Source organism: Candidatus Accumulibacter sp. ACC007 (assembly GCF_907163205.1).
Taxonomy (GTDB): Bacteria; Pseudomonadota; Gammaproteobacteria; order Burkholderiales; family Rhodocyclaceae; genus Accumulibacter; species Accumulibacter regalis.
This window is the reverse complement of record NZ_CAJQUD010000001.1, coordinates 1,765,575-1,779,764: the sequence shown is the minus strand read 5'-3', so window position 1 is coordinate 1,779,764 and position 14,190 is coordinate 1,765,575. Positions and strand designations below refer to the sequence as shown.

Sequence of the window (14,190 nt, the reverse complement as noted above, 5' to 3'; positions counted from 1 at the left end):
TAGGAGGACGCTACCCCTATGTTTTCTTTTCCAATACAGATTCTTCCCGCCGACGTCGCCGCGGAAACCGCCGCCCTGAACGCGAAGCTCACCAAGGGCATCGCCAATCTCACCAAAATGACCGACGCCGATATCGACATCGGCAGCACGCCGAAGGACGTCATCTTCGAGCAGGACGGGATCGAGGTTTACCACTACCACGCGCTCGTCGAGCAGGCCAAGATCATGAAGACGCCGCTGCTCATCGTGCCGCCGCTGATCAACGGCTACGAAGTGGCCGACCTGCAACCGGATCGCTCACTGGTCCGCAATCTGCTGAACCAGGGTATTGACGTCTACCTGAACAACTGGGGCTACCCGCGTCAGGTCGACAAGTACCGGACCATCGACGACTACATCAACGGTTACCTCGATGACACCGTCGATTTCATTCGTCAGCACCACGGCGTCGACAAGATTGCCCTGTTGGGCATTTGCCAGGGTGGCGCCATGTCAACCACCTATGCGACGCTCAATCCAGACAAGATCAGCCACCTGGTCCTGACCGTTACGCCGATTGATTTCGACGCTTACAAGGCGAATCACAAGCCTCACGAGGGTTTGATGTTCACCATGGGTGCCGAGGCCGATGTCGACCAGATGGTGGCTGTGCATGGCAACGTGCCGGCCACGGTGCTCAACGAGTCGTTCATGATGGCCTCTCCGTTCATCCTGAACTACGGCAAGTACGCCGACGTGATCGATATCCTCGACGACCCCAAGGCCGTGCAGAACTTCCTGCGCATGGAAAAGTGGCTGTTCGGTGGGCCCGACGCCGGTGGCCAGATGTTCAAGGAGTTCGTCCGCGACTTTCTCAAGGGCAACAAGCTCGTCAAGGGCACCCTTGAAATCGGTGGCCGCAAGGTCGATCTCAAGGAACTGAAGATCCCGATCCTCAACATTTTCGCCGAGAAGGACCATATCGTGCCGCCGCCGTGCACGGTTGCCCTCGGCCAGCATGTCGGCAGCAAGGATTACACCGAGTTCGCCATTGCTACCGGCCACATCGGTATCTACACCGGCGGCCTGTCGCAGAAGGTGCTGGCACCGACGGTCGGCAAGTGGTTGCGCGACCACAGCGCCTGAGTCGTGTAGCCGTTCGCGTCGGCAACGGCGTGGCGTAGTCCGACTCGCCCGCCAGGCGAGTCGGAGCAGTCTGCAGCAAGGAGGAGCGCGGCTTGCCGCGCTCCTCCCACCTCTTCCCCCCGTTTCCCTCGCCTGTCCGCACAGCGCTACCGTCCGCTGCCCGCGCCTCTATGGACGGCCTTGTACGGGTTCGCCAATCATCGCCGGAAGTTCCCGTCTGCTGCGCCGGTCATCGGCACGAAGCGGACCGGCAGAACGGCCTCGCGCTGCAATCTGCTGCCGTGTTTCTTCAGCAGGTAGAGCATCTGATCGTTGCGCTCGCCGACCGGGATGATCATCCGCCCACCGTCGCGCAGCTGGTCGATCAGCGGCTGCGGCACATGATCGGGCGCGCAGGTGACGATGATCGCGTCGAAAGGCGCCGCCTCCGGCCAGCCCTTGTAGCCGTCCCCATGGCGCAGCCTGACGTTGTCGTAGCCGAGTCGGGCAAGGTCACCCTGCGCGCGGCGGGCCAGCGGTTCGACGATCTCGATGCTGTAGACCTCGTTCACCAGTGCCGACAGGATGGCCGCCTGATAACCCGAGCCGGTGCCGATTTCCAGTACCCGGTCGGTGCTTTTCGGCTGCAGCTTTTCGGTCATGAAGGCAACCACGTAGGGTTGCGAGATCGTCTGCGCGTAGCCGATCGGCAACGGTCGGTCGTCGTAGGCGTAGGGCTGCACTTCTGCCGGGACGAACTCGTGGCGCGGTACCGTGGCCATCGCCCTGAGCACGGCCGGATCGCTTATTCCCCGCCAGGGCGAGGCCAGTTGCTGCTCGACCATGCGCGTGCGCGCCGCGGCGTAATCGAGCTCAGCGGCAGCCACCGCGCCTCCCAACGACGCCGTCCCCAGCCCGACCAGCAAGGCCAGGAAACGGCACGCAGGCTGCTGTCGTAAGCGCTGCGCCTGCCCGCATCTTGCCGCTCGAGACTGAAGGGGGTGTGCCGTAGTGGGGCGAGGGTATGCTGGCATCGAGGCCTCCCGGCGCTGAAAGTGGCAGGGCAGGGCGCTCAGCACCAGCGTTGCCGAGAACCGCAGCGTGCCGGATTGGGGTAGTCACGGAAAGCTCCAGAGCTTCCCTGGCCATACACTGGCCACAGGTGGCATGAGAACGCCCAGCGGTGATCGCGCCTGAGCAAGGCAAGTCGCGCTCACCGCAACGCCTGGAGTATAGGTTCTCCGTCCTTGGGGTGCCATCGGTCGATGACCGGGACAGCACTGAGCGGGGCCGCCGTAGCGCTCATGTTCGCGAGCGGGGCGCGCTTCCCTGACGGGGGCGCTGAGCCGCTGACGGGGTGATGTCGGCCGGGTCGCTCATCGCATCGCCCTCGGTGGCGACGACGGCGGGTAGTCCGTAGCGGTGGCGAGCGCGGGCGCACTGCAGGTCGCCTGCCCGAACTTCGCGGCATGGCGAGGGGCGCTGAGCATAGACAGTGCAGACCACAGCGCTGCCGATATCTCCGGCCAGGGCGTGACAGCGCGGCGAAGGATCATTGCTGCCAGCCATGCACGCGTACCACGGTCCAATCTGCTCGACGAGAGCCGTGGGCAGGCCGAAAGAGTCGGCCTCGGCCCAGTAGAACGAGACGCGAAAAGCGGCGCAGCAGGCGCCGCAGCGGCGGCAGTCGTAGTCACCGGCGACGTCGCTCGTGGCCACCGCGTGTGGATCATGATCGCGTTCCTTAAACACGGGATTACCGGTGGCCACGTCGCTGGAGGCGTACATCAGGGGCACGGTATTCGCGGGACTCGGGGTATTCACGGCACGGGCTCGAGTCGCGCAATGACGCCTTTGGGACTGTCGGTGAGCAGATAGACGAAGCCGTCCGGTCCGTTGCGCACGTCGCGAATGCGTCCGATCGCGCCTTGCAGCAGACGCTCTTCGTGAACCACGCGCGCGCCGTCGAGCTTCAACCGTACCAGCATCTGGTCGCGCAGGGCGCCGACGAAGAGGTTGCCACGCCAGGCCGGAAAGCGATCGCCAGTGTAGAAAGCCATTCCTGACGGCGCGATCGACGGCGTCCATTGGTACAGCGGCTGCGCCATGCCGGGCTTTGCCGTTCCCTCGCCGATCGGCGTTCCGGTGCCGTAGTTGCGGCCGAAGGTGATTACTGGCCAGCCGTAATTGATTCCCGCGCCGATGATGTTGATCTCGTCACCGCCCTGCGGCCCATGTTCGTGGGTCCACAGCTCGCCGCTTTGCGGATGTAGCGCAGCACCCTGCAGGTTGCGATTGCCGAGGGTGAACTTCTCTGGACGAGCGCCGGCATGATCACGGAAGGGATTGTCGGCCGGGACGCGGCCGTCGTCGTGCAGGCGGATCACCGACCCGGCATGATCGTCTAGGCGCTGCGCCCGCTGCTGCTCGCCGCGATCGCCGAGGGTGATGTACAGGTAGCCCTGGCGATCGAAGACCAGCCGCGAGCCGAAGTGTTGTCCGCGCGTCGATTTCGGCAGCATCCGGAACAGGACCTGCACGTCGACCAGCGTCTTGCCCTTGAGCCTGCCCCGGAGAACCTCGGTTCCGTAGCCGCCGGGTCCGCTGGCCACGTAGGATAGGTAGATCCAGCCGTTGTCGCGATAGTCGGGATGCAGCACAACGTCGAGCAGTCCGCCCTGGCCGACGGCGGCGATCGGCGGCAAGCCGTGCAGCGGCTCCGGATCGACCCGGCCGTCAACGCCCACCAGTCGCAATCGCCCGGGACGTTCGCTGACCAGCATCCGCCCGTCGGGCAAAAACGCCAGGCCCCAGGGGTGTTCGAGACCTTCGCTGACGATCGTCACGCGAAAGCGCAGCTGCTCGCTTGCGAACAGCTGCGCCACCGCGCTTGCCGAGTACAGGGCGCAACAAAGGGCGAGCACAGACAATAGTGCAGGCGGTGTGTGCGAGCGGAGCAGGAGACTATTCGGCATCGCGCTTCCTTGAGAAAGGCACGCGGCGATAATCCGACGCGAGCAAGCTTGGCAGTATCCGGCCACCGTGGCGCACATTCAACTCGGGTCGAAAGAGCGGTAGACTTGGCGGTCTGATCCATCCACTACAGGTGCCCCCATGCATACCCATCCGTCCGACCTATTGTCCCTGGAAGCGCCTGCCGGCGGTCTGATCCTGACTCCCTGCCCGGGGAGCAAGGAGCTGGATACCGAGACTGCGCTCGAGCAACTCAAGGCCGCCGGCGCCAGCGCCGTGATCACCTTGATGCCGGAGGCCGAAATGGCGAGCAACGCGGTCACCGATCTGCCGACGCTCTGCGCGAAAAGCGGGCTGCAATGGTTTCACCTGCCGATCGAGGACGATCACGCACCGGCAGAGGATTTTGCTGCCTCCTGGCAGGCGCAGCGGGTGGCGGTGCATCGTCTGCTCGACGCTGGCAAGCGGATCGCCGTGCATTGCAAGGGCGGTTCGGGCCGGACGGGCCTGATGGCGGCGCAGATCCTCGTCGAACGCGGTTACACCAAAGAGGACGCTCTGTCAGCAGTCAAGGCGCTGCGTCCCAAGGCACTCAGCCTGGCTGCGCATCAAGATTACCTGGCACGACTTCCTGTCGCTGCTTAAGCCAGGTCGTCAGGGCCAGGGCAGCAGCAGGTGGGGCCTGGGGACGGGCGCCCCCGGTCCGGTGGGCCGCCGCGCCTCTTCTACTGGGCGCCGATCATGCGCTTGTAGAGCGCTGAAATTTCGCCGACGATGCCGCGACGGAAGGCCAGTACGCAGACCACGAAGATCATCCCCATGATAACCGTGACCAGCGAGCCGACCTTGTCGGCCAACTCGTTCTGCAGAGTCACGATCACGCTTGATCCCACCACCGGCCCGAGCACCGTGCCCATGCCGCCCAGTATGGTCATCAGCACCACCTCGCCCGAGCCATGCCAGTGGGCGTCGGTGAGCGTGGCAAACTTGAATACCAGCATCTTGGTGGCGCCGGCCAGTCCGGACAGCCCGGCGGAGAGCACGAAGGCGAGCAGTTTGTACTTCGCCACGTCGTAGCCGAGCGATATCGCGCGCGGCTCGTTCTCGCGGATGGCGGTCAGGACATGCCCGAAGGGCGAATGGATGGTGCGGTAGATCAGCCAGAAGGCGAAGACGAAGATCGCCAGCACGAAGTAATAGAGGTTGAGGTCGTCGGACAGGCTGATCAGCCCGAGGATCGTTCCCCTGGGGACTCCCTGGAGACCGTCCTCGCCGCCGGTAAATGGCGCCTGCAGGAAGATGAAATAGACCATTTGCGCCAGCGCCAGCGTCACCATGGCGAAATAGATGCCCGTGCGGCGGATGGCCAGGCTGCCGACAGCCCAGCCGAGGAGCGCCGACGCGGCGGTGCCGGCCAGCAGGCCCAGTTCGGTCGGGAATCCCCAGCCCTTGATGGCGTAGCCGGCGACGTAGGCGGCCGTCCCGAAGAACGCGGCATGACCGAAGGAAAGCAGGCCGGTATAGCCGAGCAGCAGGTTGAAGGCGCAGGCGAAGAGGGCGAAACACAGGATCTTCATCACCAGCACCGGGTAGACGAAGAAAGGCAAGGCCATCCCCACGGCCAGGAGCGCCAGGTAAGCGAAGGCGTTTCTGCTCATTTCTCTTTTCCGAACAATCCGGCCGGCCGTACCATCAGGACGATCGCCATGATGACGAAGACCACCGTGTTGGACGCCGCCGGGTAGAGCAGATTGGTTATCCCCTCGATTACCCCAAGGCTCAGGCCGGTGAGGATGGAACCCAGGATCGAGCCCATGCCACCGATCACCACTACCGCGAAGACGGTAATGATCAGATGCGATCCCATCAAGGGGCTGACCTGGATGACCGGTGCCGCCAGCACGCCGGCAAAGCCGGCCAGGGCCGCGCCGAAGCCGTAGGTCAGCATGACCATCATTGGCACGTTGATGCCGAAGGCCTGGGTCAGTTGCGGATTTTCGGTGGCCGCACGCAGATAGGCTCCCAGGCGCGTTTTCTCGATTCCGAACCAGGTGGCGAAGCAAACCACCAGCGAGGCGACAATTACCCAGCCGCGATAGTAGGGCAGGAACATGAAGCCGAGGTTGAAGCCCCCCGACAGTTGCGCGGGTATCGAGTACGGTTGGCCGGAGACGCCATAGGCGTTGGTGAAAAAGCCCTCGATGACCAGCGCCAGGCCGAAGGTCAGCAGCAGGCCGTAAAGATGGTCGAGCTTGTAGAGCCAGCGCAGCATGCCGCGCTCGACGATGATGCCGAACAGGCCGACCGCCAGCGGTGCCAGGAGCAGCGTCGGCCAGTAGCCGATGCCGAGGTACTCGAGCCCCATCCACGCCAGGAAGGCACCCATCATGTACAGGGCGCCGTGGGCGAAGTTGATGATGTTCAGGAGCCGTAATACACTCCAGTCTATGCTGCGCCTTCATAGAACTAGCCTTGACCTACCCCGCATCTCTTGCAATCAAACTCTTTCATTTTATCACCTCCCACCTTGCTCAGAGCGAGTCGGGTTCTAGTTTTGCCTGATGCCGGCAGTTTCATGCAGGGTTACTCCTATCGTACAGAGCCGACCCCGGATTAAAGAGTAGGGTCCGGCCAATAACCCACCCATTCTGTGAAAAGAAGTCGGGGGGAGGGCAATCCCCCTCCCCCTGGTGGAAAGTTCAGTGGGGGGGGAAGAGAGGCGGTGTAGGGGAGGTGTATAATCCTCGCCTGTTTGCCCAATAAAACATGTGGGAGACATCTGACACCTCTCACACCACAGCATCAGTGCCGATGATCAGGTGTATTTGGGTTACACTGGCTGGGGAGTGTTAGGGAGGTCCCTACTCTTTTCTTGCCTTCTTTTCTACTAATTCGTATCGGCATGGCTTTCATTTTCGCCATCACTGCCTCCGCGTCGTCCGTACCGGCCGCTTGAACCGCCTTCAGGTAGGTGGTGACCGCCGAGTAGTCGCCGGCCTGCACCATGGTCGGGTTGCGCTTGGTCTTCTCGAAATAGCGCTTGCTGAACTTGCGCGTGTCTTCGTCCCTGTCCCAGTAGAAGCCGGCAGTCAGCAGCATGCCCTGCGTCGTTTGCAGGCCGAGGGCGTGGATGTCGGTGATGAACATCAGGAGACCGGCAAGCTGCTGATTTTTCGTGATGCCGAATTCGCTGGCCGCCTTGATCGCATTGATGGTGTCGCCACCGGCGTTGGCCAGACCAATGATCTTGGCTTTCGAGGCCTGAGCCTGCAGCAGGTAGGAAGAGAAATCCGAGGCATTGAGCGGATGTCGCACCGAGCCCAGCACCTTGCCGCCGTTGGCCTTGATGACGTCTGTCGTATCCTTTTCGAGCGATTGACCGAAGGCATAATCGGCGGTGAGGAAGAACCAGGTGTCGCCACCGTTCTTGACGATCGCCTTGCCGGCGACATTGGCCAAAGAATAGGTGTCATAGGCGTAATGCACCGTGTTCGGTGTGCAGTCCTGGTCGGTCAGGCGCGTCGATGCGGAGCCGACGAACATCACGATGCGCTTCTTTTCCTGCGTGACCTTGGCGACGGCCAGGGCGACCCCCGAGTTGAGCACGTCGGTGACCATGTCCACGCCCTCGGTGTCGTACCACTCGCGTACCTTGTTGGAACCGACGTCAGCCTTGTTCTGGTGGTCGGCATAGACCATCTCGATCTTGAACTTCGGCTTGTACTGCGCCTTGTAGTCGTCGATCGCCATCTGCACGGCGGTCACCGCGCCCTGTCCGCCGAGGTCTGAATAAACGCCCGACATGTCGGTGAGCACGCCGATCTTGACCGTGTTGTCCGAGAGCTTCATGGTGCCGGGGCTGGTTTGTGCCGCGGCAATATTGGCGGCCGGGATCAGCATCAGGGCGAGCGCGACCTTACGCAGTTCGTATCTCATATTGTTGTCTCCTCTGGTTATTGTTGCGCCGGATGGCGAATCCGACAGGTGGAACCCTTCAAACGCCAAGATACTCCTGTAACAATTCCTGCTTGGTCTCGATCTCGTCCTGGGCAATTTCGGCCGCGATCTGGCCGTGTTCGACGATGTACATGCGATCCGCCAGAGGCGCCGCAAAATGGAAGTTCTGTTCGACCAGAATGATCGTGAACCCCTTGCTCTTCAGATCGCCAATGACTGCAGCGAGCTGCTGCACGATCACCGGCGCGAGCCCTTCGGAAACCTCGTCGAGCAGCAACAACTGCGCACCGCTCCAGAGTATGCGCGCCATGGCCAGCATCTGCTGTTCTCCACCGGACAGGCGCGTTCCCGGACTGTGGCGACGCTCGGCAAGATTCGGGAACATTTGGTAGATTTCTTCCAGGCCCATTCCCCGGTTGCCAATACGCGGTGGCAGCAGCAGATTCTCCTCGCAACTCAGGCTTGCGTAGATGCCGCGCTCTTCCGGGCAATAGCCGACGCCAAGCTGCGCGATGCGATGCGTCGTCATGGCGATGGTCTCGCGGCCATTGAGCATGATCGATCCCGTTCTTTTTCCGGTAAGCCCAAGGATGGCGCGCAGTGTGCTCGTACGGCCGGCGCCGTTCCTGCCGAGCAGCGACACGCACTCGCCGCGATTCACCCGCAGATCCATCCCGTGCAGGATATGCGATTCGCCGTAGAAAGCATGCAAGTCGCGAATGCGCAGATATTCCACCGCCGAATTCACGCGCCGCTCCCCTCGGGTTCACGTTGGGCCGTGCCCATGTAGGCCTCGATCACCTGTGGATTGCTGGCCACCTCGGCGTACGGGCCTTCCGCCAACACCGCGCCGTGCGCCAGCACCGTGATCGTGTCAGAGATGCCTGCAACGACCTTCATATTGTGTTCGACCATCAGGATGGTACGATCGGCCGACACCTTCTTGATGAGTTGCATCACCCGGTCGACGTCTTCATGCCCCATTCCCTGAGTCGGCTCGTCGAGCAGAATCAGCTCGGGTTCAAGCGCCAGCGTCGTGGCGATTTCCAGCGCACGTTTGTGACCATAGGGCAACTCGACGGCAAGCATTCGGCTGTAGGAATCGAGGCCGACGTCGGCAAGTAGCTGGATAGCGCGGTCGTCGAGCCGGCTCAAGGCCTTATCCGAGCGCCAGAAATGGAAAGACGCTCCGAGCTTTCTCTGCAGGGCGATGCGGACGTTCTCGAGCACTGTCAGATGCGGGAAGACTGCCGAAATCTGGAAAGAACGAACAATGCCTCGTCGCGCGATCTTTGCCGGCTCGTCGCGGGTGATGTCGATATTGTTGAAACGGATGCTGCCACGGGTGGGTTGAAGAAACTTGGTGAGCAGGTTGAAGCAGGTGGTCTTGCCGGCGCCGTTGGGACCGATCATGGCGTGGATGTGCCCACGCCTGATCTTCAGACTGACGCCATCGACGGCGACAAATCCCTTGAATTCCTTGACCAGATCATTCGTTTGGAGAATGTAATCGTTCATGATCTGGGATTGCGCAAGTTCTCGATCGACGTCTCCATGCCCATGGTGTGGGCGCATCGTGCGCTGAGCCTCTCGGGCGATTATCGGACAGGCAATTGCTTTAGGCAAGAAATAGCGTGCGGCAAGAAGAGCTGTTCTGCAAGCCGGATTCGAGAGCGCCGCTTGAAGTGCTCGATCGTCGCGTCCTCGCCAGGTTTCCTGTGCGAGCCTGGAAGCCGGGCGGATGACAGAACAGAAGCGTTGCCGGTGCAGGTATACTCGCAGCTTTCGTCGGTTCGCTGCCCATGGGCTTGCGGGCCAAAAAAGTGATTCTGTGAGACCTCCATCTTGGCACTGACCCTCCTCGGACTTTCCGGCGCGCTGACCCACGATCCTTCGGCGGCGCTGTACATCGACGGCAAGCTGGTTGCCGCAGCGGAAGAGGAACGCTTCGTCCGCGACAAGCACGCCAAGAACCGCATGCCCTACGAGGCGGCCAAGTTCTGCTTGGAATTTGCCGGCATCAGGCCGGCCGACGTCGACGCGGTGGCCATTCCCTTTGCGCCGATCAGCCTCGCCGAAGGTGCGCGCTGGCATTACGCCCGGCGTTACTGGTACGCGCCGGAGCGCGCGCTGGACGCCATCCTGACCGGCAACCGGCGCTTTTTCCGCTACCGAAAGCGCATCGAATGGTGCCTGCTGCAGCTCGGCTTCGATCTCCGGAAGACCGAGATCGTGCCCGTCGAGCACCATCTGGCGCATGCCTCCAGCGCCTACCATTGCTCGGGTTTTACCGAGAAGACGGCGATCCTCGGCATCGACGGCAAGGGCGAGTACGCGACGACCTTCTTCGGCTACGGCGAGAACGGCCGCATTCACAAGATCAAGGAGTTCTACGATCCCGATTCGCTCGGCGGCCTCTACGGCGCGTTGACCGAGTATCTCGGCTTCGAGATGCTCGATGGCGAGTACAAGGTGATGGGAATGGCGCCCTACGGCGACCCGACACGCCACGATTTCTCGCGTCTGGCCAAATTCGAGAACGGCGCGCTGACGGTCAATACCGACTACGCCAACGTGATTGGTTTTCGCCGTTACAAGGAGCAGGGCAAGGGCTACTATTTTTCGCCGAAGCTGATTGAGTGGCTGGGCCCGAAGCGGTCCGGTGACAGTGCCGACGACCCCTACATCCATTACGCGGCGAGCATGCAGAAGCTGTTCGAGGATCTGTCGCTGCAGATGATCGAGCACTACCTGGGCGACATCCTGCGCGAAACCGGGCGGCTCGCTTTTTCAGGTGGCGGCGCGCTGAACGTCAAGCTCAATCAGAAGATCATCGCGCGCCCGGACGTCAGGGAGCTGTTCGTGCAGCCGGCGTCGGGCGACGCTGGCACGGCAGTCGGCGCCGCCGGCTACGTCTCGGTACAGAGAGGCGTGCCGATCGAAAAGATGGCGCACGTCTTCCTCGGTCCCGCGTACAGCAACGAAGACGTCGTCGCCGCCTGCGCCCGTCATCCGGCAAGACCGCAATGGCAGCGGCTGCGCGCCGTGCCACAGGAAATTGCCGCGCTGCTGGTGGCCGGCAATCCGGTGGCCTGGTTCCAGGGGCGTATGGAGTTTGGTCCGCGCGCGCTCGGCGGCCGCTCGATCCTCGGCTGCCCGAGCGTTGCCGGTGTCGCCGACCGGATCAACGCGCAGATCAAGTTCCGCGAGCGCTGGCGTCCCTTCTGTCCGAGCATGCTCGACAGCGTCGGCCCGCAGATGCTCGGCAGCGATCACCCGGCGCCGTTCATGACCTTCACCTTCAAGGTCGCCGACGGCTGGCAGGAGCGCGTTCCGGAAGTGGTGCACGAAGACGGCACTTCACGGGCACAGGTGCTGCAGCGCGAATACAACCCGCGCTACTACGACCTGATGGTCGAGCTGGAAAAGTTGACCGGCAATGGCGTCGTTCTCAACACCTCGCTCAACCGTCGCGGCGAAGCCATGATCTGTTCGCCGACCGATGCGCTGAATATGTTCTTCGGCTCGGACCTCGAGTATCTGGTGATGGAAGACGTGCTGGTCGTCAAGGCGGATGTTGCCGCCAATGCGCTGGCTCCGGCTGCTGCCTGAAGGCTGCCTGCCTTGCGCCAGAGATGGCTCGCCGCGCATTTTTCGTAACGACAAATAAATGGCTTTTGCGGCCACCTTTCCTGTGCGCCTGAAAAGCAGTTTCTGCGGACCAGAGGAAGACCCTGTCAGGGTATTCGAGACGCCGGTTTCACCGCTCATGGCACGGGCATTTGACTCCTGAAGCGGCGCCAAGGATACTTCGTCTGCGTGGTTAAAACGCTTTCCCCGATGTTCCCTGTTCTCAACGCAGTGGCTGAAAGGTGCTCTGTTGAGGGGTCGTTTTGTAGCCAAAACGGAGACGCCATGCCATTTTCGATTCTTAGCCCGCCTTTAATCAACCCCCATTCTTTCTCGAGGAAAACATGTCCAAACTGTTCATCGAAGATCTCGCTCTCGACGGCAAGCGCGTCCTGATCCGCGTCGATTTCAACGTCCCTCAGGACAAGGTCAGCGGAGCGATCACCAACACCAAGCGTATCGAAGCTGCCCTGCCGACGATCAAGTACGCGCTCGACCAGGGTGCCGCGGTGATTCTGATGTCGCACCTTGGACGTCCCGACGGCAAGGTCGCGCCGCAATTCAGCCTGCAGCCCGTGGCCACCGCGCTGGAAGGCCTGATCGGGCGTCCGGTGGGCTTTCTTTCCGACTGCGTTGGCCCTGAAGTCGAAGCCGCGTGCGCGAAGATCAAACCCGGCGAGGTCATCCTGCTCGAGAACCTGCGCTTCCATATCGAGGAAGAAGGCAAGGGCACGGTCAAGGACGCCGACGGAAGTGTCAGCAAGATCAAGGCCGATCCCGAGAAGGTCAAGGCCTTCCGCGCATCGCTCACCAAACTGGCCGACGTCTACATCAACGACGCCTTCGGTACTGCCCACCGCGATCACTCGTCGATGACCGGCGTGCAGCTTCCGCAGCGTGCGGCGGGTTACCTGATGAACAAGGAACTGGCCGCCTTTTCGGCCGTGCTCGAATCACCGCAACGGCCGCTGCTGGCGATCCTCGGCGGCGCCAAGGTTGCCGACAAGATCCAGCTGATCAACAACCTGCTCGACAAGGCAGACCAGATCATCATCGGCGGTGGAATGGCCTTCACCTTCAAGAGGGTCATCTCCGGAATGCCGATCGGCAACTCGCTGTTCGACGAGGAGGGCGCCAAGCTGGTCCCCGATCTGATGGCAAAGGCGAAAGCCAACGGCAAGCAGATTCTGCTGCCGACCGATTTCGTCATCGCCGACAAGTTCGACGCCGACGCCAACACCGGCGTTGCCAACGATGTTGATGGCATTCCTGACGGCTGGCTGGGGCTGGACTGCGGACCGGAATCGACGAAGGTGTTCAGCGATGCCATCGTCAACGCCAGGACCGTCATCTGGAACGGCCCGGCGGGCGTTTTTGAATTCGCCAAGTTCGAAGCCGGTACCAAGGCGATGGCCGACGCCATCGTCGAGGCCACGGCCAGGGGCGCGACGACCGTGATCGGTGGTGGCGACACGGCCACCGCGGCCAAGAAGTATGGCGCCGAGAAGAAGGTCACGCACACCTCTACGGGTGGCGGCGCGTCGCTCGAGTACCTCGAAGGCAAGGTCCTGCCGGGCGTCGCGGCGCTCTCCGAGAAATAAGCCGAGCGGCCCGGGCAGCCTGCCGGGGCCGTTTCTCTCCCTGAATCCTGGACAACAGACAAAAGGAACACCATGCGTAAAATCGTTATCGCCGGCAACTGGAAGATGAACAAGAGCGTCGCCGAGTCAGTCAAGCTGGCCGCCGACGTGGTCGCCGCTGCCAAAGGCATCAAGAACGTCGTCGTCGCCATCGCGCCGACCTATCTCGCTCTGGCCAAAGTTGCCGACGTGGTCAAGGGCAGCAACGTCAAGCTCGCTGCGCAGGACGTGCACTGGGAAAACCAGGGTGCCTTCACTGGCAAGGTCAGCGCCGACATGCTCAAGGACATCGGCGTCGACATGGTCATCATCGGTCACTCCGAACAGCGCTCCTACTTCGGCGAGACCGACGAAACGGTCAACAAGAAGATCAAGAAGGTCCTTTCGCTGGACATGGGACCGATCGTCTGCATCGGCGAGACGCTCGACGAGCGCAAGGCCGGCAAGCTGGAGAGCGTGCTCACCACGCAGGTCAATGGCGCCTACGCGGGTCTTTCCGCCGATGACGCGCTGCGCACCGTTGTCGCGTACGAGCCGGTGTGGGCCATCGGTACCGGTGTCACCGCCAGCGATGCCGAAGCACAGGAGGCGCACGCGCTGGTGCGCGGCCTGCTCGCCAAGCTCTTCGGTGACGACGTTGCCCAGTCGATCAGCATCCAGTACGGTGGCTCGATGAAGCCGGAGAACGCCGCCGGCCTGCTGGCTCAGAAAGACATCGACGGTGGCCTGATCGGCGGTGCTGCGCTCAAGGCCGACAGCTTCCTGGGTATCGTGACCCCCGGCGAGTCGATCAGCAAGTAAGTCCTTCCTGGCTTGAGAAGCGTGGGCGCCGCATCGCGGCGCCCGCTTTTTTTGTTCGGGCGATCGCCACCGCGCCGCGGAAAGC

12 protein-coding genes and 1 pseudogene are annotated in these 14,190 nt (G+C 62.2%); 5 read left to right on the top strand and 8 right to left on the bottom strand.

Annotated elements, in window-relative coordinates; genetic code table 11:
- Positions 1–18 precede the first annotated feature (18 nt).
- Positions 19–1,125, top strand: coding sequence for a class III poly(R)-hydroxyalkanoic acid synthase subunit PhaC (gene phaC, locus QZ634_RS07675; protein ID WP_291986958.1), 1,107 nt, complete (start codon positions 19–21; stop codon positions 1,123–1,125).
- A gap of 197 nt (positions 1,126–1,322) precedes the next feature.
- Here phaC and QZ634_RS07670 read toward each other — a convergent pair whose 3' ends face one another.
- From QZ634_RS07670 to QZ634_RS07660, 3 genes are all read right to left on the bottom strand, one after another.
- Complete coding sequence (locus tag QZ634_RS07670; RefSeq protein WP_291988080.1) at positions 1,323–1,949, bottom strand: protein-L-isoaspartate(D-aspartate) O-methyltransferase; 627 nt, start codon at positions 1,947–1,949, stop codon at positions 1,323–1,325.
- 457 nt (positions 1,950–2,406) lie between these two features.
- Complete coding sequence (locus QZ634_RS07665; RefSeq protein ID WP_291988078.1) at positions 2,407–2,823, bottom strand: YkgJ family cysteine cluster protein; 417 nt, start codon at positions 2,821–2,823, stop codon at positions 2,407–2,409.
- 101 nt (positions 2,824–2,924) lie between these two features.
- Positions 2,925–4,079, bottom strand: coding sequence for a PQQ-dependent sugar dehydrogenase (locus QZ634_RS07660; RefSeq protein ID WP_291986956.1), 1,155 nt, complete (start codon positions 4,077–4,079; stop codon positions 2,925–2,927).
- Positions 4,080–4,218: 139 nt separating this feature from the next.
- On the opposite strand from QZ634_RS07660, the gene QZ634_RS07655 reads away from it, so the two are divergent.
- A complete protein-coding gene (locus QZ634_RS07655) occupies positions 4,219–4,722 on the top strand; it encodes a dual specificity protein phosphatase family protein (RefSeq protein ID WP_291986953.1) in 504 nt (167 codons plus the stop codon).
- A gap of 80 nt (positions 4,723–4,802) precedes the next feature.
- On the opposite strand, the gene QZ634_RS07650 is transcribed toward QZ634_RS07655, so the two are convergent.
- From QZ634_RS07650 to QZ634_RS07630, 5 genes and pseudogenes are all read right to left on the bottom strand, one after another.
- The gene (locus tag QZ634_RS07650) at positions 4,803–5,735 is read right to left on the bottom strand and encodes a branched-chain amino acid ABC transporter permease (RefSeq protein ID WP_291986950.1); all 933 of its coding nucleotides are present in this window, start codon (positions 5,733–5,735) and stop codon (positions 4,803–4,805) included.
- Positions 5,732–6,529 (bottom strand): annotated as a pseudogene (locus tag QZ634_RS07645) (branched-chain amino acid ABC transporter permease); the annotation flags it as partial. The pseudogene QZ634_RS07645 and the gene QZ634_RS07650, both read right to left, overlap by 4 nt.
- A 350-nt stretch (positions 6,530–6,879) precedes the next feature.
- Positions 6,880–7,977: an ABC transporter substrate-binding protein gene (locus tag QZ634_RS07640; protein ID WP_291988077.1), complete on the bottom strand. Its 1,098-nt coding sequence runs from the start codon at positions 7,975–7,977 to the stop codon at positions 6,880–6,882.
- Between the two features lie 94 nt (positions 7,978–8,071).
- Positions 8,072–8,782, bottom strand: a complete 711-nt coding sequence (locus QZ634_RS07635) for an ABC transporter ATP-binding protein (protein WP_291986948.1) — start codon at positions 8,780–8,782, stop codon at positions 8,072–8,074.
- The gene (locus QZ634_RS07630; protein ID WP_291986946.1) at positions 8,779–9,552 is read right to left on the bottom strand and encodes an ABC transporter ATP-binding protein; all 774 of its coding nucleotides are present in this window, start codon (positions 9,550–9,552) and stop codon (positions 8,779–8,781) included. Before QZ634_RS07630 ends, QZ634_RS07635 begins: the two co-directional genes overlap by 4 nt.
- Before the next feature lie 327 nt (positions 9,553–9,879).
- Here QZ634_RS07630 and QZ634_RS07625 point away from each other — a divergent pair, with 327 nt between their 5' ends.
- From QZ634_RS07625 to tpiA, 3 genes are all read left to right on the top strand, one after another.
- Entirely contained in the window at positions 9,880–11,646 is a 1,767-nt protein-coding gene (locus tag QZ634_RS07625) for a carbamoyltransferase (RefSeq protein ID WP_291986944.1), read from the top strand.
- Positions 11,647–12,008: 362 nt separating this feature from the next.
- Positions 12,009–13,265: a phosphoglycerate kinase gene (gene pgk / locus QZ634_RS07620; protein WP_291986942.1), complete on the top strand. Its 1,257-nt coding sequence runs from the start codon at positions 12,009–12,011 to the stop codon at positions 13,263–13,265.
- Between the two features lie 72 nt (positions 13,266–13,337).
- Positions 13,338–14,105 (top strand): triose-phosphate isomerase, encoded by a 768-nt coding sequence (gene tpiA / locus QZ634_RS07615; protein ID WP_291986940.1) that lies wholly within the window; start codon positions 13,338–13,340, stop codon positions 14,103–14,105.
- The last annotated feature ends 85 nt before the right edge of the window (positions 14,106–14,190 follow it).